Below are 23,306 nucleotides of genomic sequence, written 5' to 3'. Positions count from 1 at the left end.
CTGGGAGTCACCGGAGGACGAGCTGCGACTAGGGTGGAACCGTGGTGAGCGCTCGAGACATGCACGGTCCCGCCGATCTGCACACGCACTCGAGTGTCTCGGACGGCACGGAGACGCCGACGCAACTCATGCGTGCAGCGGGTGCAGCGGGGCTCGGCACCATCGCCCTCACGGACCACGACTCCACCGCAGGCTGGGCCGAGGCGTCCCTCGAGTCGCGTCGGCAGGGCATCACCCTGCTCCCCGGCATGGAACTCAGCACCCGGTACGAGTGGCGGAGCGTGCACCTGCTCGCCTACCTCATCGACCCGCTCAACGGCGACCTCCTCCAGGAGACCGCCAAGATCCGGGAGTCCCGCCTGCGCCGGGCCGAGGCCATCGTGGCTCGGATCGGCGGCGACTACCCGCTCTCCTGGGCCGACGTCCTCGCGCAGACCCGCGAGGGCGCGACGGTCGGTCGTCCGCACATCGCCGACGCGCTGATCGCCCTCGGGATCGTGGCCGACCGCGGCGAGGCCTTCGACGGCATCCTGCACCCCCGCACCGGCTACTATGCGCCGCACTACGCCCCGGACCCGCTCACCGCGGTGCGGTTGGTCCGTGCCGCCGGCGGCGTCCCGGTCATCGCCCACCCGGTTCCCGCCGGTCGTGATCGCATGCTGCCTGAGTCGTACTTCCGCGAACTCGCCGACGCGGGCCTGTTCGGTTTGGAGATCGAACACCGGGAGAACACCGAGGAGGGCAAGGTCGTCGTGCGGCGGATCGCCTCCGAGCTCGGTCTCGTCGCCACCGGTTCGAGCGACTACCACGGGACGGGGAAACCGAACCGTCTCGGGGAGAACACGACCGACATGGATGTCGTCCGGCGCATCGTCGACGAGGCCACCGGCTCGGAACCCGTCCTGCCCGACTGATCCGGCGCGGCCGGCGTCCCGGTCGAACATCCTTCGGTCACCGAGCGTGCCGACGTGCACGCGGGTATCCAGCCCCAGGCGCAACGCTCGCGACATGCAGAACGCCCGCACCCGGAAGGGCGCGGGCGTTCTGCGTGACGGATCTACGCCGTGGGGGCCGGGGGAGCGGTGCGACGCGTGCGGCTCCGACGGCGGGGAGCGCTGTTGCCGTCGCGGTGCTCCGGGCCATGGCCGTCGTGGGTGCCCGCTGCGGGCGCGCTGCGGTCGACGGTGTCGGTCGAGGCGGCGTCGTGCGTCCGCGAGTGGGCGCGGGTGCTCGGCTGGGACTCGAGCCGGGTGCTGCTCGGCTGCGTGCGCTCGCCTCCGCGTCCGCCGCGCTCACCACCGCGACCGCCGCTGGTCCGCGAACCCTCGCGTCCGCCGCCGGTCCGCGAACCGTCGCGTCCTCCTGCGCTCCGCGAACCCTCGCGGCGCGGAGCGGGCTCGACGGCCTTGGCGGGCTTCAGCCGGCCCTTCGTGCCTTCGGCGATCCCGAGGTCGGTGAACAGGTGCGGGCTCGACGAGTAGGTCTCCGTCGGCTCCGGCTGCCCGAACTCGAGCGCGCGGTTGATGAGCGCCCACTTGTGCAGGTCGTCCCAGTCGACGAAGGTGACGGCGATACCCGTCTTCCCGGCGCGACCGGTACGTCCGACGCGGTGGAGGTACGTCTTCTCGTCCTCGGGGATCGTGTGGTTGATGACGTGGGTGACGTCGTCGACGTCGATCCCACGGGCGGCGACGTCGGTGGCGATCAGCACGTCGCGCTTGCCGGCCTTGAAGGACGCCATCGCGCGCTCGCGCTGCTCCTGGTTGAGGTCGCCGTGCACCGCTGCGGCGTTGAACCCGCGGTCGCTGAGTTCCTCGACCAGCTTCGCGGCCGCGCGCTTGGTCCGCGTGAAGATCACGGTCTTGCCGCGACCCTCGGCCTGCAGGATGCGGGAGATCACCTCGTCCTTGTCGAGCGAGTGGGCGCGGTAGATGAGGTGCTTGATGTTGGCCTGGGTGAGGCCTTCGTCCGGGTCGCTCGCGCGGATGTGGATCGGCTTGCTCATGAAGCGGCGGGCCAGGGCGACGATCGGGCCGGGCATGGTCGCCGAGAACAGCATGGTGTGGCGGGCGGCCGGGGTCTTGGAGAACAACTTCTCGATGTCGGCGAGGAAGCCGAGGTCGAGCATCTTGTCGGCCTCGTCGAGCACCATCTCGGTGATGTTCGAGAGGTCGAGCAGGCGCTGGTTGTTGAGGTCGATGAGGCGACCGGGCGTGCCGACGACGATCTGGGCGCCGGCCTTCAGCTGCTCGATCTGACCCTCGTAGGCCTTGCCGCCGTAGATGGAGACGAGGGTCGTGGACCGGTTCGAGATGAGGATCTCGATGTCCTCGGACACCTGGACGGCGAGTTCGCGGGTCGGGACGACGACGAGCGTCTTGACGCCGGGTGCCGGGTCGAGACCGAGGCGCTGGACGATCGGGATGCCGAACCCGAAGGTCTTACCGGTTCCCGTCTTGGCCTGGCCGATGATGTCCTGGCCGGCGAGCCCCAGGGGGATCGTCTGCTCCTGGATGGGGAATGGGTCGATGATGCCCTTGGTCGTGAGGGCGTCGACGATGTCCTGGTCGACACCGAGATCAGAGAAAGTCACGGAGATACCTGTCAGTGCAGTCATGGTCTACACCTTCGATTGCACACAGGTGTAGGGCCCCGATCCGACGCCGGGGCACCGCTATTCTACCCGGGAGGTCCCGAGAGGCCGCTGGGCGCGCGGAACACGGCGATCGCTGCGCGACGGATAGGGTGGTCGCATGGCACTGTGGTTTGCACGACGTCGGCGTCGTCCCGGCACGGAGACGCCTCGGCTGCGCTCCCGCGGCGACACGGTCCAGGCGACGCGCGTCGACCTCCACGAACTCGCCCCGAGCACGGCGGACTACCTCGGTCAGGTGGCGCAACTCCAGCTCGGCTTCTTCATGACGCTCTCGTTCGCCGTCGAGCACGCCCCCAACGACGCCGACCGGGAGACGCTCGCCGAGGCGGCCGCGACCGCCCTGCGCAAACATCAGGCGCTCCTCGCCTGGCTCCGCCGGACGAACGACGACCCGGCCGCGGTGCTCGAACCGTTCGCGCGCTCACGTGACGAGTTCCAGGCGATCCTGCGCACCGGCACGTGGGACGAACTCCTGCTCGGCATCCTCGTCACCCGCGGATTCCTCGACGAGTTCTTCGCGGAACTCGCTCGTGGCCTCGACGGAGCGGACGCCCGCGACCTCGCGGCGATCGTCGCCCCGGGTCCTGAGGAGGACCCGCTCGTCGGGATCCTGCACCGCGTGATCGCCTCCCACCCGGAGCGTGCCTCAACGCTCGCGATGTGGGGACGACGCCTCCTCGGCGACACGATGCTCGTCGCGAGGTCGGCGCTCGTCACCGAGAGCAAGGCGCTGCCCGACGACGCCAGGGTCGAACCGATCTACACGGAACTCATCGCGAACCACACGAGGCGGATGGACGCCCTCGGCCTGACAGCCTGAGCGGCAGCACCGCCCCCTGACGAACAATGCCGCCGCTCCGGATGGAGCGGCGGCATCGTTCGGTCTGGCCTGCGCGTCAGACGGTGGCCCCGTTCTGGAGCCGCGCGAGCATGGCGTCGTCGGAGGCGGTGCGGACACGCACGAGCACGATGTCGACCACGATGCTCACGATCGCTGAGGCGCCGAAGGCGGCGACCCAGATCCAACCGCCGTCCCAGGCCATGCCGGCCCAGGTCGCCACGACCCACACGACGGCGGCGACGAGGGTGGCGACCGCCGGGACGAGCGCCGCTCCGTGCTGGTCCCTGCCCGGCAGGAGGTAGCGGACGGCCAGCCCGAGGATGGCGCCGCCGAGCACGACGAAGAGGAGCTCCATGATCAGCCGACGAATCCGATGCGGCGCGACTCCTCGGTTCCGAGCTCGACATAGCCGATGCCGGCGGTCGGGATGAGGTAGCTGGTGCCCTTGTCGTCCTTCAGCGAGAGCAGCTTCGCGTCCGTCTCGAGGGCGGTCTTGACCGCCTGTTCGATCTCGGCTGCGGGCTGCGAGGTCTCGAAGCCGATCTCGCGAGGGCTGTTGAGGATTCCGATGCGAATTTCCACTTTGAGTGCCTTTCGGTTGCGTAGGGCAAGACTACGGGAGTCACCGTCGACGGACCGGTCGCGGTCGCCTGCTGTCAGCGAACACCGGAACGCCGCCCCGGGTCGCGACGATGTCGGCGGGCTCCGGTAACGTGCGGTCCATGACCGGTTCCGACGCCTCCGACCTCCCCACGGTCGCGGTCCACGACCAGCACCATGCGGCCTCCGTCGAGGCACTCGCCCCGCTCGACGGCACGCAGTCCGCCGTGCTGCGGCTCCCGGACGCACGGTCGGCCGTGGTGCTCGGTGCGCCGGGCACCGGGAAGACGACGACACTCGTCGAAGCGGTCGCGGAGCGCGTGCACGCGCGCGGCTACGGCACCGACGAACTGCTCGTCCTCGCCGCGTCCCGATCCTCCGCGCAAGTCCTCCGCGACCGCCTCGAGGCGCGGGTCGCCAGAGCGACGCCCGGGTCGCTCGCCCGCACGGCGATCTCCTTGGCGCTCGAGGTCATCGCGGGTTCCGGCGCGTTCGCTGGCACCGGGCGGCCCCGGCTGCTCACCGGAGGCGAGCAGGACCAGACCATCGCCGAACGCCTCCTGGGCGACGAGGCGGACGGCACCGGCCCGGTCTGGCCCGCGGAGCTCGGGCCCGAGGTCAGGCATCTTCAGGGCTTCCGTACCGAACTCCGCAACCTCATGGAGCGGAGCGTCGAACACGACGTCGCGCCCGCGGAGCTGCGTCGGCTCGGCTCGCTCCACGACCGCGCGGAGTGGATCGCCGCCGCCGCCTTCATCGAGGGCTTCCTGGCCGACGACTGGCGCGGCCACCTCACACCGGCTGCCGCGCTGGCGCGTGCGGCACGGCTCCTCGACGAGCAGCAACCGGGCACCGGTGTCCTCGGTCGGCTCCGGGTGGTCTTCGTGGACGATGCGCAGGAGGCGACGCACGGGGTGCTGCAGCTCCTGGCCGCTCTCGCCCGCCACGGGATCTCCATCGTCGCCTTCGGCGACCCCGACCTCACCACCGGCGCCTTCCACGGTGCTCGCGCCGACGCGCTCGGGCGGTTCGGCGAGGTGCTCGGCCGCCCCGTGGAGGCACTGGTGCTCGAACAGGTGCATCGCGGCACCCCCGGCATCCGCGCGACCGTGCGCGGCGTGACCGATCGCATCGGTACGGCGGGCGCGGGGCGCCACCGGCAGGCCGCTGCTCCGATCGCGAACGCTGCAGCTCCCGAGCGTCCGGTCGTCACGGTCGCTGCAGGATCGCCGGCCGAGCAGATCGCGGTCATCGCGAGGTTCCTGCGCGAACGTCACGTGCTGGACGGGGTCCCGTGGGCCGAGATGGCCGTGGTCGCGCGGAGTGGTGGACTCATCCCGGCGATCGAGCGGGGGTTGTCGTCGCTCGAGGTGCCCACTCGGGCGAGTACCGGTGGAGCACCACTGCGGGAGCACCCCTTCGTCAGGGCAGTGCTGCTCGCCGTCTCGGTCGCGCTCGGACGCACGCCGCTCGACGCGGAGGTCGTGACCGAACTCCTCCACAGCGCCCTCGGCGGGCTCGACTCGATCGGCGTCAGACGCCTCCGAGCGGCGCTCCGGCACGCCGACCTCGCGCACGGGCTCGACCGCAGCGCCGATCGTCTGCTGGAAGAGGCGTTCGCCGTCCCCGGCGCGCTGATCGGTCTCGAGACGCCGTCGGCCGCCCGCGCCCGGTCCCTCGCCGACAGCCTCGCCGAGGCCCGCGCGCAGGCGGCGGCAGGGGCGTCGGCCGAGGAACTCGTCTACGGGCTCTGGTCCCGCAGCGGTCTCGAACGCGGCTGGGTGGCGCTGTCGAAAGGCAGCGGGCAGGCCGCCGAGGAGGCGAACCGCGACCTCGACGCCATCACACAGTTGGCCGACGCCGCGCGCACCTTCGTCGAGTCCGAACCGGACACCCCGGCCTCCGTCTTCCTCGACCGACTCCTCGAACAGACGGTCGGCGACGATTCGCTGGCGCCGACGGGATTCCGGCAAGCGGTCACGATCGCGACACCGGCCGCCCTCGTCGGGACGGCGTTCGACACGGTCGTGGTCGCCGGGGTCCAGGACGGGGTCTGGCCGAATCTCCGGGTCCGGGACTCCCTGCTCGGGGCCTCGGAGCTCGTCGAGCTGTTGGAGGGCACCGCGACGGCCACCGCCGACGCCAGACGGGCGGTCCTCCACGACGAGCTCCGACTCTTCGCCCAGGCGACCTCGCGGGCGAACCGGTCGCTCATGGTGGTCGCGGTCGTCGACGACGACCACCAGGCGAGCCCGTTCCTCTCCCTGCTCCCGGATCCGGACCCACACCGCGCGGCGCTCTCACCGCTGTCGCTCCGCGGGCTCGTCGGCACCCTCCGTCGGTCGCTCACCCGGCGCGTGCGTCCCGCCGACCCGGCGGAGCGCGCCGCCTCGGCGTCCGCCCTGGCCATCCTCGCGGAGGCGGGCGTGCCCGGCGCGCCGCCGGCGGAGTGGTACGGCGTGGCTGAGCCCACCTCGACGGAACCGCTCCATGACCCGACGGTCGAGGAGCTCCCCGTCTCCCCGTCGCGCATGGAGGCTTTCGAGGAGTGCCCGCTGCACTGGGCGATTGCACGCCTGGGCGGCGGAGCGTCGGGGTTCGCCTCCGGACTCGGCACGATCGTGCATGCCGCCCTCGAACACGCCGAGTCGTCCGACGAATCGGCTCTCTGGGCGGCCGTCGAGGATCGCTGGGACGAGCTGCATTTCGAGGCCTCCTGGGAAGGCGAGGCGACGAAGCGCCGGGCGGCGGAACTCGTCCACCGGCTGTCGGCGTACTTGCACGACGCGGAGCGGGCCGGGGTGACGTCCATCGGGAACGAGAGCCGGTTCAGCCTCCGCATCCCGATCGGAGAGCTGGGCGGGGCGGCCGTCCTCGGCGGGTCGATCGACCGCGTCGAGGTCGTGCCGGCCGCCGACGGGACGAAGCGGGTGGTGATCGCCGACCTCAAGACGGGTGGTTCAGCGCCCCGACAGGATCGCGATGTCGCCGACATGGCTCAGCTCGGCGCCTACCAGCTCGCCCTCGCGTCCGGCGCGATCGACGGCACGGAAGGGATGCCGAGCGGCGGGGCGAAGCTCATCGTCGTCTCGGCGGGTACCAAGCGCAAGGAGTACTACGACCCGGCTCAGCCGGCGCTCGACGACGACGCCCTCGACCGCTTCCGCGAACGCGTGGTCGCCGACGCCATCGGCATGGCCGGCGCGGTGTTCGAGGCGCGGGTCGGCACCCACTGTCACGACCCGTTCGCCTTCGGGGAGTGCGCGATCCACGTCGTTCCGGCGGTGAGCTCGTGAGCACGGAGCAGACGTATTCGGCCGAGACGCTCGCGGGCCTGCTCGGACTCCCGCAGCCGACGGCACAGCAGGTGGAGGTCATCGAGGCACCGATGGCTCCGGTCCTCGTCGTCGCCGGAGCGGGGAGCGGGAAGACCGAGACGATGGCGTCGAGGGTCGTCTGGCTGCTCGCCAACCGGCACGTGGACGTCGGCGGGATCCTCGGTCTCACCTTCACCAGGAAGGCCGCCGGCGAACTCGCGGCGAGGATCGGGAAGCGGATCGCCGCGCTGCAGGACGTCGGGATCCTCGATCCCGCGGCCGACGCCCTCTTCGACCGCCCGGACGTCTCGACCTACAACGCCTACGCGAACGCGCTCTTCCGCGACAACGCCCTCCTCGTGGGCCGCGAACCGGAGTCCGTCCTCCTGTCGGAGGCGTCGGCATGGCGGCTGGCACGCCGGATCGTCGTCCGACACGGCGACGAACGGCTGTCGACCCTCGGCAAATCGGTCGACCAGGTCGCCGAACTCGTCCTCTCGCTCAGTCACGAGCTGGCGGAGATCGACGGCACCACCGAGGACCTGCTGGGCTTCGTCGAGCAGTTCGTCGGGATCGCCGAGCTGCCCGACGGCGGCCGTGGTTCCTACGCACAGGTGGATCAGGCGGTCGCCGTCGTGGGTGCCCTGCCGGTCCTGCTCGACCTGGCTCTGCGCTACGCCGACGAGAAGCGACGTCAGGGGCTCGTCGAGTTCTCCGACCAGGTCGCGCTCGCGCTGGCCGCGTGCGAGCGGTCACCGAAGGTCGCCAAGGTCGCACGAGAACGAGCGGGCGTCGTCCTGCTCGACGAGTACCAGGACACGTCAGTCGTGCAGACGAGGCTCCTGTCGACGCTGTTCGCCGACCACCCCGTCATGGCGGTCGGCGATCCGCACCAGTCCATCTACGGCTGGCGCGGGGCGAGCGCCGCGAACCTGGCGCGGTTCTCCCGGGACTTCGGGCGGGAGGTCGCCGCGACGCAGTTCAACCTGTCGACGAGCTGGCGGAACGACCGCAGGATCCTCGAGGCGGCCAACGTCCTCGTCCGTCCCCTCCAGCAGCAGGCGCAGGCGGCTGCGCGGCTGCGCGTCCTCGACCTCGAGCCGAAGCCGGGAGCGGGCGAGGGATCGCTCTCGGTCGATGTCAGCGAGACGAGTACCGAGGAGGTGCGCGTGGTCGCCGAGTGGTGTGCCGACCGCCTGCTCGCCCACCGCGGGGGAGACCCGGCCGGTTCCGCCGCCATCCTGTTCCGAGCCCGCCGGCCCATGCAGGACTTCGCCGACGGCCTGGCCGCGCTCGGCGTACCGCACCACATCCTCGGGCTCGGCGGTCTGCTCTCGTCCCCCGAGATCGTCGACGTGACAGCGGCGCTCCGCGTCATCCACGACCCTGGCGCCGGATCCGCGCTCATCAGGCTCTTGAGCGGGCCGCGGTGGCGGATCGGCGTCCGCGATCTCGGTCACCTCGTGGAGGTGGCGCGGTATCTGCAGGCCATCGACTGGAAGACGAAACGATACGACGCCGAGCTCGCCGCCAGGCTCCGCGAATCGGTCGCCGACGACGACGGACGTTCCATCATCGACGCGGTCGACTTCATCGCCGCCGACCGTGTGCCGGCCGGACTGGCGGCCGGGTTCACCGAGGAGGGTCGGTCGCGGATCCGGGAGGCAGGGCTGGTGTTCGCCTCCCTCCGACGCCGGGTGGGCGGCGGCCTCCCCGACCTCGTCAGGGCCGTCGAGCGCGAGCTGCGACTCGACATCGAGGTCGTCGCGAACGAGTCCACCGGATCCGCGGCCCGGGCGTCCGCACGACTGCAGGCGTTCCACGACGAGATCATCTCGTTCATCGCGGCCGAGGAGCAGGTCAACCTCGGGAGTCTGCTCGCCTGGATCGACCGATCGCTCGGCCGGGACGATCTCGGTCCGGCCGGTGAGGCACCCGACCAGGGGGCCGTCCAACTCCTGACCATCCACGGGTCGAAGGGGCTCGAATGGGATCACGTGGTGATCCCGCGGCTCGTCGTCGACGAGCTCCCGGCGAAACCGAAGGACGGCAAAGGTTGGGTCGGGCTCGGCTCGCTGCCCTACGACTTCCGCGGCGACGCGGCGGAACTTCCGGAGTTCGCCTGGCGGACGGCCGAGACCCGCAAGGAGGTCGTCGACGCCCAGGCCTCATTCTCAGAGGCGCTATCCGCACGGGCGCTCGACGAGGAACGGCGCCTCGCCTATGTGGCGGTCACGCGGGCGAAGCACGACCTCCTGCTCACCGGATCGTTCTGGTCCGGCGATCGGAAACGACCCCGTGCGGCGAGCACCTACCTCGAGGAACTGGCCGATGCCGGCGTCATCGGTGACCTCCCCGCGGCGTCGGCGTTCGAGGAGAACCCCATCGACACCGGCGCCGCCGTCGTGCAGTGGCCGCTCGACCCGCTCGGACCCCGTCGCGCCGTCGTGGAACGGGCGGCGGCCGAGGTCGAGGAACGCCGCGGGCTCCCGGAGGCCGGACTTCTGGCGACCCTCGGACCGCTCGAGAACGAGCTGACCCTGCTGCTGGAGGAACGTCGCCGTGCCGCGACGACCAGCGCGCGCGGCGAACTCCCCGTGCGGATCCCGGCCTCGAGGTTCAAGGAGTTCGTCACCGAACCCGAGGCCGCCCTCGAGCGGCTCCGGCGCCCGGTGCCGCAGCGACCCTACCGACAGACCCGACTGGGGACCCGGTTCCATTCCTGGGTCGAGGCGCACTACGAGCGGTACGGGCTCCAGGAACTCGTGGACGCCGGCCCCGACGAGCTCGACTTCGGAGCCCCAAGCGCGGACGCCGCCGAGGGCACCGGTTTCGAGGAGCTCGTAGAACGGTTCCTCGCCTCGGAGTGGGCGGACGTCCGGCCGATCGAGGTCGAGACGGAGATCCACGTTCCGCTGGGCGACACCGGTCGCCTGGTGGTGTGCAAGCTCGACGCCGTGTTCCAGCGCGGGGATCGCTTCGAGATCGTCGACTGGAAGACGGGTGCGGTGCCGACGACGCCGGAGGACGTGCGGAACGCCTCATTCCAGCTCGCGCTGTACCGCCTCGCCTACGCACACCACCGGGACGTCGACCCCGAGCGCATCGACGCCGTGCTCTACTACGTCACGCACGACGTGCAGCTGCGTCCCGAACGCCTCTACTCGGAGGAGGAGCTCCTGTCGGAGTGGGAGCGGTCCTTCGGGGTGGCCGCGGCGTCCCAGAGCTCGAACGACGAGGTGTCGATCTGATCCGTGGCGTTCGCGTCCTCGGCGGACGGGTCTTCGTCCTCGTCGGTGCCAGCGGTTCCAGGGTCCCGGCCGAGGGCCCGTTCGAGCTCTGAGCGGTCGTAGGTGTCGGTCTGCATCGCAATGCCGGGGGAGGAGGATCCGAGGGGGGTGCGGTCGAGCATGTCCTCGACCTCGTCGACCGCCAGGACGGGGCCGGTGGTGGTTCCGAGGGGGTCGGTGACGTCGCCGAGCACCCGGTCCACGAGTCCGTCGAGCATGGCCACAGCGTCCTCGACGATCGTCTCATCGTGGCTGTCCCGGCCATGCAGCAGCCAGCGGGCGATCTCCAGTTCCGCGTAGAGGCGTGCACGGAGGGTCACGAACCGGTCCGGGCCACGGGAGCACGAGACCGCGTACGTGGACAGGGTCTGTTCGCCCGTGGCGCCGAGCGTCGCGATCCAGTGGAGGTCGAGGGCCGGGTCGCCGACCCGCAGGGAGCCCCAGTCGAGGACGCCGTTGACGAGGCCGTGGCCGTCCTGGCGGATGACGAGGATCCGGTCGGCCGCCAGGGCGCCGTGGATGACCGTCGGCTGGAACTGCCAGAGCGAGTTGTCCTCCACCGCGGCTTGCCAGCGCTCGCGGACGGCGGTCGGGAGGAGTCGTGTCTCCGCCGCACGGGAGACGATGCGGTGGGCGTCCGCGCGGATGAGTTCCGTCGTCAGCAGCGGCAGGCCGGCCTCCGCCACGAACGAGGTCGGGAGTGAATGGATCGCGGCGATCGCGGCTCCGAGCGAATCGGCGAGGACCTCGTCGCTGCTGAGCGCCGTCGGGTCGAGGTGGGTGCCGGCGACGAAGTCGAGCACCACGGCGCGGGTGCCGTCCACCGGGAGTTGACCGACGACCGTCGGCGCGTCGAACGGCAACCTGCTGCGGATCCCGGGCGTGAGGGCACGGAGGGCGATGAGGTCGGCGGACTGCTCCGTCTCGGCCTGTTGCGAGGTCGGGATGCGCACGATCAGCTCGCGCCCGTCGCCCGTCACGAGTCGGGCCGCGTCGTAGTTCCCCTCGCCTCCTGCGGTGTGCGCGCCGGAGCCGCGGACCTGGAGGTCGGCGACGGCCGAGGTGGCCAACGCGGCTAGAGTGAGATGGGATCTGGCCATGACATCCAGGGTACGGGGCCGTCCCGGCGAGCCGCGCTCGCCACGCCCTCAGAGAGGTTGTCCATGACGATTCAGGTTCGCGCACTCGCCGGCCTTCCGCTCGCGAGAGGCGGACTCGACCGTCACGGTGAGGTCCGATCGCGGCCCGAGCTGCTCGACGAGCTGCGCGCCGATCCGACGGTGCGGGCCGTCGTCCTCAAGGGCCGACGCGCGCTCGTGACCGGCGACACCCTGGACCGGCTGACGCCCTCCGAGCTGCCGGAGCCGGAGCTGCTGGTGTACCTCGGCCGCACGATCGACGAGACTCCCGAGATGCCCGCGGGCACCGGCATCCTCCTGTGGGTGCTCGGCGACGCGGAGGCCGACACGATCACGGACGACGAGGACCGCTGGTTCGACCTGCGTCGGAGCGGTCACCGACTCTCCGACACGGACGTCGGTATCCTCGCCACCTCGTTGGCGATCGCAGGCTGGCACCGCGCCGAGCCCTTCTGCGCGCACTGCGGGTCCCCGACGACGGTTCGGAACGCCGGCTGGGCCAGGCACTGCCCGGTCGACGGCAACGAGCTGTTCCCGCGGATGGACCCGGCGGTCATCGTGGCGGTCGTCGACCCCGCCGGCCGGATCCTGCTCGGATCGAACGCGATGTGGGAGCACAACCGGTATTCGCTGCTCGCGGGGTACGTCGACGCCGGAGAGTCGCTTGAACAGGCCGTCTCCCGCGAGATCTTCGAGGAGTCGGGCATGCGTCTCGGAACGCCCGTCTACCTCGGGTCGCAGCCGTGGCCGTTCCCGCGTTCGCTCATGCTCGGGTTCGTCGCGCCGCTCGCCGAGGATCAGGATCCCGAGGCGCTCGTCCCGGACGGGCAGGAGATCCTCGACCTCCGCTGGTTCACGCGGGAGGAACTCGAGGACCCGTCGACGGACGTGATCCTGCCCGGCCCGTCGTCGATCGCCCGGGCCGTCATCGACGACTGGCTGAGCGGATCCTGGACCCGATGAGGGGCGCCGCATTCGTGGGTCGACGATGAGCAGCCCGGCCGAACTGCTCGCAGGACTCGACCCTGATCAGGCGGTCGCGGCGGAGGCGCTTCGCGGACCCGTGTGCATGCTCGCCGGTGCCGGCACCGGCAAGACCCGGGCGATCACGCACCGCATCGCGTACGGCGTCGCCACCGGGACGTACACCGCCTCCAGGGTGATGGCCCTCACCTTCACGAGCCGTGCCGCTGCAGAACTGCGCGGCCGGTTGCGGGCGCTCGGAGCCGAGGGGGTCTCGGCGAGGACCTTCCACGCGTCGGCGCTGTCGCAGCTGAACTTCTTCTGGCCGCAGGTCGTCGGCGGGCAGGTGCCGGCGCTCGTCGAGAGCAAGGGGCGTGTCCTCGGCCACGCGGCGGAACGACTCCGTCTCAGGGTCGACACGGCGACGCTGCGCGACGTCGCCGGCGAGATCGAGTGGCGGAAGGTGTCGGGCCTGACGCTGGAACAGTATGCGGCGGCGAACCGCCCGCTGCCGGCGAAGCTCTCCCTCGAGCAGGTGGTGGCCCTCCAGGAGAGCTACGAGCAGCTCAAGGACGAGCGCAGGCGGATCGACTTCGAGGACGTCCTGCTCGCGTGCGCCGGCATGATCGAGACCGAACCGTCGGTCGCGATGCAGGTCCATGAGCAGTACCGGTTCTTCGTCGTCGACGAGTACCAGGACGTATCGCCGTTGCAGCACCGCCTGCTCGAACTCTGGCTGGGCGGCCGCCGAGACGTGTGCGTCGTCGGTGACGCGAGCCAGACCATCTACTCGTTCGCTGGCGCTCGAGCCGACTACCTCCTGGACTTCCCGACCCGGTACCACGACGCGACCGTGGTGCGCCTCGAACGCAACTACCGCTCGGCCCCACCCGTAGTCGCTGCCGCGAACACGCTCATGCGCGGGCGTCCGGGTGCCCTGCAGCTCTCCGCGGTGCGAGCGGAGGACGAGTCGGCACCGTCGGTGCGCCCCGAGACCCCTGCCGTCGGGGTTCGCCAGTACCCCAACGAGCTGTCCGAGGCGAGAGGGGTCGCATCGGAGATCCTCGACCAGCTGCAGTCCGGCGTCCCCGCGTCGGAAATCGCCGTGCTGTACCGCATCAACGTGCAGGCCGCTGCACTCGAGACGGCGCTGGGCGAAGCCGGCATCCCGTATGTCATGCACGGATCGAAGCGCTTCTTCGAACTCCCCGAGGTGCGCCAGGCGCTGCTGCAACTCCGGGCGGCTTCCGTCTCGATCAGCGGTGAACCGCTGTTCAAGTCCGTCAGCGACGTGCTCCGGTCCCTCGGGTGGAGCCAGGATCCGCCGGACGGCGGCGGCGCCGTGCGCGACCGCTGGGAGTCGCTCAACGCGATCATGGGGCTCGTCGACCAGGCACCGGAGGGCACGACGTTCCGCGCCTTCACCGACGAACTGCAGACCCGTCAGGCGGCGCAGCACGAACCGACGGTCGAGGCGGTCACCCTCGCGACCCTGCACTCGGCGAAGGGGCTCGAGTGGGAGGCCGTCCACCTCATCGGCTTGTCCGAGGGGTATCTGCCGATCTCCTACGCGAAGCACTTCGAGCAGGCGGACGAGGAGCGTCGGCTCCTCTACGTCGGGATCACCCGGGCCAAGCGCCTCCTGCACCTGTCATGGTCGGAGACGCAGCAGCGCGGGGGGAGACGGGAGCCGTCCCGCTTCCTGGCAGAGCTCGGCATGCGCACCTCGAGTGCTCCCGGACGACGCGGCGCCTGACCCCTCCTGAGGCGGCGTCGATCACCAACTGGGTGTTCGCGAGGGTGGGGTGCGCCGCGTCGATCCGTCTGAGGACGATGCGCGCGACCCGGGCCGCGACCTCCGAGCGGACCAGCGGGGTGTCGAGAGGGGAACGGTGCTCGAGGAGTTGGGATGCGACGGCCGGCCAGGCCGGATCGTCGTCGGCGCGGTGCAACTCGACGCAGTGCAGGCAGGGCCCGGCGCCCGGTGTCACGAAGGGACCGAGACGGACGAAGCGGTCTCCGAAGACGATCGGCAGATGCGGGACGTCGTCCCGGAGCCACCGGGCGTACCGGCTCGGAGGCAGGACGAAGTCGCCGAACAGGATCGCGATGTCGACCGGATCGGCGGCTGCCCCCGGCGGTTCCTCGGCGGGCCCCGCTGCGACGAGCTCGATCGTCGACTCATCCGTGAGTAGCCGGCGGAGCTGGTCGGCGGACGGGGTCGAACCGTCCACCACGACGCGATGCCGACGTGGGGGAGTGCCTGGCCCCGTGCCGTGCTCGATCACCGGCTCGAGCGCCGTGAGGACGCGCTCGACCTCAGCCTCCGGGACGCCGAACGCGCCGGACAGTCGACGTCCGACTGACGCCGGGAACCCGGCACGCAGGGCGGAGACGACCTGCTCGGTGTCGGTCATGACGCTGTCCAGGACGACGGCGTCGTCGACCCCGATCTGCAGACTGTGGGGCGTTCGCCAGAGGAGAGGTCTGCTGGGATCGAGGCGGGTCGTCATCCATCGATGATGACGGTTCCGCGAGCGGGTCCGTCGTGGCTCTCCACAGGCCCGCTCGCTCTCGAGAGCGGCGGATCAGACCGGGGGACCACCGGTGCCGTCCGGGTCGGAGGGGTCCGATCCCGGTTCGTCGGTGCGAGCCTGCTCGTCTCGCGCGGCGTCGCCTCGTTCCTCGTCGCGGAGCAGGTCCTCGAGTGCGAGGTCCATCTCGTCCTGTTCCGGGCGCTCCCCGCGGGCTTCGGCCTCGAGACGTGCCACGAGGGCGTCCGGTGCGTCGATGTCGGACGCGGTGGGGACGAGGTCGGGGTGCGACCAGAGGGCGTCCCGCTGCGCCGTGCCGACCGCGTCGGTGACCTGCTGCCACATCACCGCCGCCTCGCGGAGGCGCCGGGGGCGGAGCTCGAGTCCGACGAGCGCTCCGAGTGCCTGCTCGGCCGGTCCGCCGGCGGCGCGCCGGCGTCGGACGGTCTCGGCGATGGCCGCCGATCGCGGCAGACGGACGGTCGCCGCGGCGGTGACGACGTCCACCCAGCCTTCGATGAGTGCCAGGGTGGTCTCCAGCCGCGCGAGACTCGCCTCCTGCGACTCCGTCCGGGCGGGGATGAGGGCCCCGCTCGTCATCGCCTCGCGGAGCTCCTCGGGGTTGGACGGATCGAAGCTCTCGGCGAGCTCCTCGAGGCGTTCCGTGTCGATGCGGATGCCGCGTGCGAAGTCCGTGATCGAGGAGATGAGGTGCAGGCGGAGCCACCGTGCGTGGCGGAAGAGTCGCGCGTGGGCCAGTTCGCGGACGGCGAGGTAGATCTGGACCTGGTCCGCCGGGATGTCGAGACCCTCGCCGAAGTCGGCGACGTTCTGCGGGACGAGTGCCGCCTCGTTGTCGTCGAGCAGCGGGATGCCGATGTCGCCACCGGAGACGACCTCCTTGGAGAGCTGACCGACCACCTGGCCGAGCTGCATCGCGAAGAGGGTGCCGCCGATGCCGCGGACGAGTTGTCCGGCGTTCGCGATCATGCCGGAGAGCTCCTCGGGAGCCCGTTCGGTGAGGACGCCCGTGAGGGCGTTCGCGATGTTGGTCGCCACCGGTTCCGCGAGCTGGGTCCAGAACGGCATCGTCTTCGTCGCCCAACGCGTCCTCGTATAGAGGGCGGGCTCGCTGGAGAGCTCGGCGACATCGGTGACGTCGGCCAGCCACAGGGAGGCGATGTGGAACGCCTGCTCGTACTCGACGCGCTGCTCGGGCGTCGTGTCGCGCGCACCGTCGCCGGCGATCGTCTTCGCCTGCTGCAGCGAAGTGTCCCAGTTGATGCCGTCGCCGTTCGAACGCAGCGCGCCCTGCAGCTGTGACATGAGCGCGGCGAGACTGGCCGGGTCGCTCGGCAAGCCGGCGGCGCCGGCGAGTTGGCTCGGATCGAACGAGCCGTTGCCGGAGAGCAGCTCGCGGAGCATGTCGCGGAACTCGTCCTCCGGACTCTTGTCGGAATCCTCTGGCACGTCAGCCGCCTCTCAGATTGCTCGGTGCTGGGCCTTCTACGCTAGTCGCACCTCGCTGAAGAATCGCCGGGGTATGGTTGGTCGGGTTTCCGCCCACCGCGAACAGTCCGGAAGGCTTGCATGTCGCTCTTCGCCGATGAGGCTCCCACCGCTTCGGCGCCGACCGGCCATGGCCGGAACCGCCGTGCGCGCTTCGGATGGATCGTCCTCGTCCTCTCATTGGTCCTCCTCGGCGTCCTCTCCGCGGTGCCCGCTCCGTACGTGATCGAACAGCCGGGGCCGGTCTTCAACGTGCTCGGCACGACCGAGGGCGAGGACAAGGACGTTCCGCTCATCGAGGTCCACAACGCGAAGACCTACGACACCGGCGGCACCCTCGACATGCTCACGGTGCAGCTCGTCGGCAACCCGCAGCGGAGCCCCGGTTGGCTCGACATCGTCTCGGCCTGGTTCGACCCGAGCCGCGCCGTGGTCCCGATGGACCTCTACTTCCCGCCGGGCGTGACGACGGAGCAGCGCGACGAGCAGAACGCGACGCTGATGGTCGACTCCCAGCAGGACTCCGTCGCCGCGGCGTTGCGCGAGCTCGGCTACGAGGTGCCGGAGCACGTCGTCGTCGCGCAGATCGCCGAGGGGGCGCCGGCGCAGGGCGTGTTGCGACTCGACGACGAGATCGTCGCCGTCGACGGCGCACCGGTGACGGGGCTCGAAAGCCTGCGCGGCGCCATCGCCGAGAACGGGACGGAGACCCCCGTCACCCTCGACATCGTGCGTGGGGGCTCGCCGGCCACGGTGCAGATCACGCCCACGACGGCGACCGCGAGCGATGGGACGACCTCGACGGTGATCGGCATCGGCACGAAGATCACCTACGACCTCCCGGTCGACATCACCATCCAGCTCGACAACGTCGGCGGGCCGAGCGCCGGCATGATGTTCGCCCTCGGGATGATCGACCTGCTCACGCCAGGAGAGCTCAACGGCGGGAAGGACGTCGCCGGAACCGGCACGATCGACGCCGACGGCAGGGTCGGGGCCATCGGCGGCATCCGCCAGAAGCTCTTCGGCGCCAAGGACGCCGGGGCCGAGTGGTTCCTCGCACCGGAGAGCAACTGCGACGAGGTCTCCGGGCACATCCCGGACGGCCTGCAGGTCTTCGCCGTCAAGACGCTCGACGATTCGCTCGCGGCACTCAAGGTCATCGCCGACGGCGGCGACACCAGTGCCCTCCCGACCTGCCCCGCGGGTTGACCTCTAGGGCGCTCTCTCAGGCCCGCCGCTTTAGGATGGTCACGACGACCCCTATCTGAAGAGGCCATACGTGACATCCGCAGCAGCAGAGAAGCCCCTGTCCACTCAGCGCCGACGCGCCCCGATAGCGATCACGGTGGCGGTCATCGCCGCGCTCCTCATCGGGTTCTTCGTGTTCTCGGGGTTCTACGCCGATCTGTTGTGGTTCCAGCAGCTCGGGTTCACCGAGGTGCTGACCACCCAGTGGATCGCCACCATCGCCATGTTCCTTATCGGCTTCGTCGGCATGGCCCTGCTCGTCTGGCTGGCCATCGAGATCGCCTACCGGACCCGCCCGGTCTACGCGAAGCTCAGTTCGCAGGTGGACCGCTACCAGCAGGTGGTCGAGCCGCTGCGCCGACTGGCGACCTACGGCATCCCCGCGCTCTTCGGGCTCTTCGGTGGTGTCGCCGCCGCCTCGCGCTGGCAGCTGGCCCTGCTGTGGATGAACGGCACCCCTTCCGGCACGAAGGACCCGCAGTTCAACCTCGACGTCTCCTTCTACCTCTTCGACCTGCCGTTCTTCCAGGCGGTCGTCGCGTTCTCCTCCGCCGTCGTGCTGATCGCCCTGATCGCCACCGCCGTCGTCACGTACCTCTACGGAGGCATCCGGGTCGTCAGCCGTGAGGTCTGGATCTCCATGGCCGCCCGGGTGCAGATCTCGGTGCTCGCCGCGCTCTACCTGATCCTGCAGGCGGTCAGCCTGTGGCTCGACCAGTACACGACCCTGAACGACACCGGCACCCTCATCACCGGAGCGTCCTATACGGACGTCGCCGCGATCATCCCCGGCCGGGTGATCCTCGCCGGCATCGCACTCATGGTCGCCGTGCTGTTCGTCGTGACGGCCTTCATCGGCCGCTGGCGTCTGCCGCTCGTCGGCACCGCGCTCCTGATCGTCGCCTCCCTCATCGTCGGCAGCCTCTACCCGTGGATCGTCCAGCGGTTCCAGGTGGAGCCGAATGCGAAGAGCCTCGAGACGCCGTACATCCAGAAGAACATCGACATGACGCGCGACGCCTACGGCATCGCCGACGTGCAGGAGGAGGAGTACGAGGCGACCACCGACGCGACGCCGGGTGCTCTGCGTCAGGACGCGGAGACGACCGCGAACATCCGCATCATCGACCCCTCGCTGGTGAGCGCCTCGGTCGCGCAGCTCGAGCAGTTCAAGCAGTTCTATTCCTTCGACAAGCAGCTCGACGTCGACCGCTACACGATCGACGGCAAGACGCAGGACACCGTCGTCGCGGTCCGCGAACTGAACGTCTCCGGCCTCGACAACTCGCAGTCGTGGATCAACAACACGGTCGTGTACACCCACGGGTACGGCCTGGTCGCCGCCTACGGCAACCAGCGCTCCGCCTCGGGTGAGCCGGTGTTCCTCGAGTCCGGCATCCCGACGACCGGTGCGCTCGGAGACTTCGAGCCCCGCGTGTACTTCGGCGAGCAGTCTCCCGACTACTCGATCGTCGGTGCGCCGAAGGGCAGCGATCCGATCGAGCTGGACTACCCCTCGGGCACGCAGGGGGAGTCGCAGACGTACACGACCTTCGACGGTGACGGCGGGCCCAAGCTCGACAACGTCTTCAAGAAGCTCGTCTACGCGCTCAAGTTCCAGTCCGAGCAGATCTTCCTGTCCGACTCGGTGAACGACCAGTCGCAGATCCTGTACGACCGTGAGCCGCTCACGCGCGTCCAGAAGGTCGCGCCCTACCTGACGCTCGACTCCGACCCCTACCCGTCGGTGGTGGACGGTCAGATCGTCTGGATCGTGGACGGCTACACGACGAGCGCCAGCTACCCGTACTCCAAGACCGTGAGCCTCTCGGACACGATCTCCGACTCGGTCACGCCGGTGCAGAACTACGCTCTCGACGACGTGAACTACATCCGCAACTCGGTGAAGGCCACGGTCAACGCCTACGACGGCAAGGTCACGCTCTACAGCTGGGACGACAAGGACCCGATCCTCGAGACCTGGCAGAAGGTCTTCCCGTCCACGGTGAAGCCGATGTCCGAGATGTCCGGCGACCTCATGAGCCATGTCCGGTACCCCGCCGACCTCTTCAAGGTCCAGCGTTCGGTGCTCGGCCAGTACCACGTCACGAACGCCGGTTCCTTCTACTCGAGCGAGGACGCGTGGGTGACCCCCAACGACCCGCAGTCCACCGACACCGAGAAGAAGTACCAGCCGCCGTACTACCTGACGATGCAGCTCCCCGAGCAGCAGGCGCCGTCGTTCTCGCTGTACTCGACCTTCATCCCTCGCCAGGGTGGCGAACAGTCGCGGAACGTGCTCACCGGCTACCTGGCGGTGGACGCGAACGCGGGCGGTGAAGACGGCAAGCGCAGCTCCGACTACGGCAAGATCAGGCTCCTGACGCTGCCGAAGGACGACACCGTCCCGGGCCCGGGCCAGGTGCAGAACACCTTCGACTCGGATCCGAGCGTGTCGAGCCAGATCAACATCCTGAAGCAGGGCCAGACGGAGGTGCTGAACGGCAACCTGCTGACGGTGCCCGTCGGTGGCGGGCTCCTCTACGTGCAGCCGGTCTACGTCAAGTCGACGGGTGACACGAGCTTCCCGCTGCTGCAGAAGGTGCTCGTGGCCTTCGGTGATCAGATCGCCTTCGAGGACACGCTCGACGAGGCGCTCGACACGCTCTTCGGCGGAGACTCGGGAGCCGACGCCGGTGACACGAACGTCCCGGGAGACACGACGACGCCACCGGCCGACGGGACGGACACCGGCGACGGCACCGACACCGGAACGACCCCGAGCACGGGCGATCCCGCGGTCGACGCGCAGATCAAGACCCTGCTGAGCGAGGCCCGCGCGGCCATCCTCGAGAAGGACGCTGCGATGGCCAGTGGCGACTGGGCGGCCTACGGCGTCGCCGACAAGAAGGTCTCCGACGCGCTCGCGAAGGCGTTGGACCTGCTGAACGGCTGATCCGAGCTGCTGCTCGACGGAACGGCGTCACCCTCCGGGGTGGCGCCGTTCCAGCGTTCGAGGCCGACGTCCTCGTCGGAGGATCGTCATCCGGAGGCCCTGATCGGGACCGCTGACGGCACTCGATTTGCGGGGTCTGGAAATGCATGCTAGCTTTATCTCTTGTGCCGCAGGGTGGAGCAGTTCGGTAGCTCGCTGGGCTCATAACCCAGAGGTCGTAGGTTCAAATCCTGCCCCTGCAACAGAAAAGAAGAAATCCCGGTCTCATTGAGACCGGGATTTCTTCGTTAACACACCTACGGTCGCGCCGGCGCGGAGGCGTCGGCGCGACCCGAGGGTCATCGCACCGAGGGACGCTCCTCCAGGTCCGCGAGGGGCAGGCCGAAGGCGGCGGCGACGCCGCTGTTCGTGACCTCGCCCGCACGGACGTTCACGCCGGCGCGCAGGGCCGGGTCGGCTGCCACCGCCTGTTCGGTGCCCTGATCCGCGATCGCCAGCGCATAGCGGAGGGTCGCGTTGGTCAGGGCCCGCGTCGAGGTCTCGGGGACGGCGCCGGGCATGTTGGCGACGCAGTAGTAGAGGCTGTCGTGGACCCGGAACGTCGGGTCGTCGTGCGTCGTGGGCTTGGACCCCTCGAAGCAACCACCCTGGTCGATCGCGATGTCGACGAGGACGGACCCCGGCTTCATGTCGGCCACCATCGCATCGGTCACCAGCTTGGGTGCCTGGGCGCCGGGGATGAGCACCGACCCGATGACGAGGTCCGCGTCCCGGAGCTGTTCGGCGATCTCGTAGGCGGACGACGGCCTCGTCTGCACGTGTCCTCCGAAGCGGTTCTCGAGCTCCCGGAGGCGGGGGATCGAGATGTCGATGATCGTGACGTCCGCCTGCATCCCGAGGGCGTTCGCTGCGGCGTGCTCGCCGGCCACGCCACCACCGATGACGACGACCTTCGCCTTCGGGGTGCCGGGCACGCCGCCGAGGAGGATGCCCCGGCCGCCGGCCGCCCGCATCAGGTGGTAGGCCCCGACCTGGGTGGAGAGTCGCCCGGCCACCTCGCTCATGGGCTGGAGCAGGGGGAGTGAACGGTTCGCGAGCTGCACGGTCTCGTAGGCGATCGCCGTCGTCCCCGAGGCGAGCAGGGCGTCCGTTAATGCCCGATCCGCTGCGAGGTGCAGGTAGGTGAAGAGCGTCTGATCGGCGCGCAGGTACCCGTATTCGGCGGCGACGGGTTCCTTCACCTTGAGGAGGAGGTCGCCCGCCGCCCAGACGGAGGCTGCATCCGGCAGCACGGTCGCCCCGGCGTCGCGGTACGCCTCGTCGAGGTTGCCTGAGCCGGTGCCGGCGCCCGCCTGGACGACGACCTCGTGTCCGTGGCGGACGAGCTCGTGGACGCCGCCTGGGGTCGCGGCGACCCGGTTCTCGTTGTTCTTGACCTCAGTGGGGATGCCGATGCGCATGAGTGCTTCCTCTCGCGGGCCCGCGGCGTTCAGCTCGGCTCCCGCTCGTCGGTGGACGGTGTGCGACTATTCTGGGGTTCCTGCGAGCCTGACCGCGAAGGGCTGCAGAAATCCGAATATTCGTCCCGGAATTCGACGATCATTCGTCCGAAAGCGAGGATGATCGCAGGATGACGAACAATCTGCGCCGCACCGTCGACCTCGACGACGTGGACCGCACCCTGCTTCGACTGCTGCAGGAGAACGCGCGGATGACGAACGCCCGGATGGCGGAGCTCGCGGGGATCGCACCGTCGACCTGTGTCGCGCGGATCCGTTCGCTGGTCGAACGCGGGGTGATCACCGGGTTCGCCGCGAGTATCGACCCGGTGGCGGTCGGGCTCGGGCTCGAAGCCCTCATCAGTGTCAACATCCGAGCCGGCGCGCGAGCGCGGATCGCCGAATTCAGCGCCGGGATCCGTCGATTGCCCGAGGTCGTCCAGGTGTTCTTCCTCGGCGGCTCCGAGGACTTCGTCATCCACCTGGCCGCCCGCGACAGTGCACACGTCCGCGACTTCGTCGTCGAGCACCTCTCCGCCGACCCGACCGTCGCCTCCACGCGGACGAGTCTGGTGTTCGACCACTCGTTCCTCGGTGTCACGGTGGGGGAGTGAGCCTCGGTTCGAGGTGGACCGGCCACGCCAAGGTCACGAACAGGTAACGAAGGCGCGCTGCGGAAAACCCTGGTGATGATCGGTTTTCGCGTGCGCCACCGCGGCCATGTCCGCCTTTCGGGGGATTGTCGATTAGC

15 protein-coding genes, 1 tRNA gene and 1 pseudogene are annotated in these 23,306 nt (G+C 70.0%); 10 read left to right on the top strand and 7 right to left on the bottom strand.

All coding sequences use genetic code 11. From position 1 onward, the window contains the following. Positions 1–59: 59 nt before the first annotated feature. A complete protein-coding gene (locus QRN27_RS02305) occupies positions 60–914 on the top strand; it encodes a PHP domain-containing protein (protein ID WP_285040745.1) in 855 nt (284 codons plus the stop codon). Between the two features lie 143 nt (positions 915–1,057). Here the strand turns inward: QRN27_RS02305 and QRN27_RS02300 are convergent, their stop codons facing one another. Then, positions 1,058–2,617, bottom strand: a complete 1,560-nt coding sequence (locus tag QRN27_RS02300; protein WP_502929461.1) for a DEAD/DEAH box helicase — start codon at positions 2,615–2,617, stop codon at positions 1,058–1,060. A 136-nt stretch (positions 2,618–2,753) separates the two neighbouring features. On the opposite strand from QRN27_RS02300, the gene QRN27_RS02295 reads away from it, so the two are divergent. Beyond that, a complete protein-coding gene (locus QRN27_RS02295) occupies positions 2,754–3,476 on the top strand; it encodes a ferritin-like fold-containing protein (RefSeq protein ID WP_285040567.1) in 723 nt (240 codons plus the stop codon). 76 nt (positions 3,477–3,552) lie between these two features. Here QRN27_RS02295 and QRN27_RS02290 read toward each other — a convergent pair whose 3' ends face one another. Next, complete coding sequence (locus QRN27_RS02290) at positions 3,553–3,852, bottom strand: hypothetical protein (RefSeq protein WP_194669575.1); 300 nt, start codon at positions 3,850–3,852, stop codon at positions 3,553–3,555. Positions 3,853–3,854: 2 nt separating this feature from the next. Continuing rightward, on the bottom strand, positions 3,855–4,079 hold the full coding sequence (locus tag QRN27_RS02285; RefSeq protein WP_056007232.1) for a DUF3107 domain-containing protein: 225 nt from the start codon (positions 4,077–4,079) through the stop codon (positions 3,855–3,857). Between the two features lie 140 nt (positions 4,080–4,219). Between QRN27_RS02285 and QRN27_RS02280 the strand changes: the two genes are divergently transcribed. Together QRN27_RS02280 and QRN27_RS02275 are read left to right on the top strand one after the other, a co-directional pair. Further along, on the top strand, positions 4,220–7,393 hold the full coding sequence (locus QRN27_RS02280) for a UrvD/REP family ATP-dependent DNA helicase (protein WP_285040566.1): 3,174 nt from the start codon (positions 4,220–4,222) through the stop codon (positions 7,391–7,393). Then, entirely contained in the window at positions 7,357–10,665 is a 3,309-nt protein-coding gene (locus QRN27_RS02275; protein WP_285040565.1) for an ATP-dependent helicase, read from the top strand. Before QRN27_RS02280 ends, QRN27_RS02275 begins: the two co-directional genes overlap by 37 nt. On the opposite strand, the gene QRN27_RS02270 is transcribed toward QRN27_RS02275, so the two are convergent. Next, positions 10,575–11,804, bottom strand: a complete 1,230-nt coding sequence (locus QRN27_RS02270) for a phosphotransferase (RefSeq protein WP_285040564.1) — start codon at positions 11,802–11,804, stop codon at positions 10,575–10,577. The genes QRN27_RS02275 and QRN27_RS02270 overlap by 91 nt on opposite strands. A 63-nt stretch (positions 11,805–11,867) precedes the next feature. Here QRN27_RS02270 and nudC point away from each other — a divergent pair, with 63 nt between their 5' ends. Together nudC and QRN27_RS02260 are read left to right on the top strand one after the other, a co-directional pair. Then, positions 11,868–12,806: an NAD(+) diphosphatase gene (nudC, locus tag QRN27_RS02265; protein ID WP_194669578.1), complete on the top strand. Its 939-nt coding sequence runs from the start codon at positions 11,868–11,870 to the stop codon at positions 12,804–12,806. 25 nt (positions 12,807–12,831) lie between these two features. Beyond that, on the top strand, positions 12,832–14,562 hold the full coding sequence (locus QRN27_RS02260) for an ATP-dependent helicase (RefSeq protein WP_285040563.1): 1,731 nt from the start codon (positions 12,832–12,834) through the stop codon (positions 14,560–14,562). Here the strand turns inward: QRN27_RS02260 and QRN27_RS02255 are convergent. Both QRN27_RS02255 and QRN27_RS02250 read right to left on the bottom strand, forming a co-directional pair. Continuing rightward, positions 14,516–15,223 (bottom strand): annotated as a pseudogene (locus QRN27_RS02255) (TOMM precursor leader peptide-binding protein); the annotation flags it as partial. The gene QRN27_RS02260 and the pseudogene QRN27_RS02255 sit on opposite strands and share 47 nt — an antisense overlap. Before the next feature lie 171 nt (positions 15,224–15,394). Continuing rightward, positions 15,395–16,810: a zinc-dependent metalloprotease gene (locus QRN27_RS02250; RefSeq protein ID WP_502929460.1), complete on the bottom strand. Its 1,416-nt coding sequence runs from the start codon at positions 16,808–16,810 to the stop codon at positions 15,395–15,397. 120 nt (positions 16,811–16,930) lie between these two features. On the opposite strand from QRN27_RS02250, the gene QRN27_RS02245 reads away from it, so the two are divergent. From QRN27_RS02245 to QRN27_RS02235, 3 genes are all read left to right on the top strand, one after another. After that, on the top strand, positions 16,931–18,061 hold the full coding sequence (locus QRN27_RS02245) for a YlbL family protein (protein WP_285040562.1): 1,131 nt from the start codon (positions 16,931–16,933) through the stop codon (positions 18,059–18,061). A gap of 70 nt (positions 18,062–18,131) precedes the next feature. Continuing rightward, positions 18,132–21,056: a UPF0182 family membrane protein gene (locus tag QRN27_RS02240; RefSeq protein ID WP_285040561.1), complete on the top strand. Its 2,925-nt coding sequence runs from the start codon at positions 18,132–18,134 to the stop codon at positions 21,054–21,056. Positions 21,057–21,224: 168 nt separating this feature from the next. After that, positions 21,225–21,298: transfer RNA gene (locus tag QRN27_RS02235), tRNA-Met, on the top strand. Between the two features lie 96 nt (positions 21,299–21,394). Here the strand turns inward: QRN27_RS02235 and ald are convergent. Then, positions 21,395–22,516, bottom strand: coding sequence for an alanine dehydrogenase (ald, locus tag QRN27_RS02230; RefSeq protein ID WP_285040560.1), 1,122 nt, complete (start codon positions 22,514–22,516; stop codon positions 21,395–21,397). A gap of 170 nt (positions 22,517–22,686) precedes the next feature. On the opposite strand from ald, the gene QRN27_RS02225 reads away from it, so the two are divergent. Next, a complete protein-coding gene (locus QRN27_RS02225; RefSeq protein WP_285040559.1) occupies positions 22,687–23,169 on the top strand; it encodes an Lrp/AsnC family transcriptional regulator in 483 nt (160 codons plus the stop codon). Positions 23,170–23,306: the final 137 nt, after the last annotated feature.

It is taken from the genome of Plantibacter sp. LMC-P-059a, from assembly GCF_030209505.1.
Lineage (GTDB): Bacteria > Actinomycetota > Actinomycetes > Actinomycetales > Microbacteriaceae > Plantibacter.
Note: the sequence above shows the minus strand (reverse complement) of the source record. Positions and strands in the feature narration are given on the sequence as shown.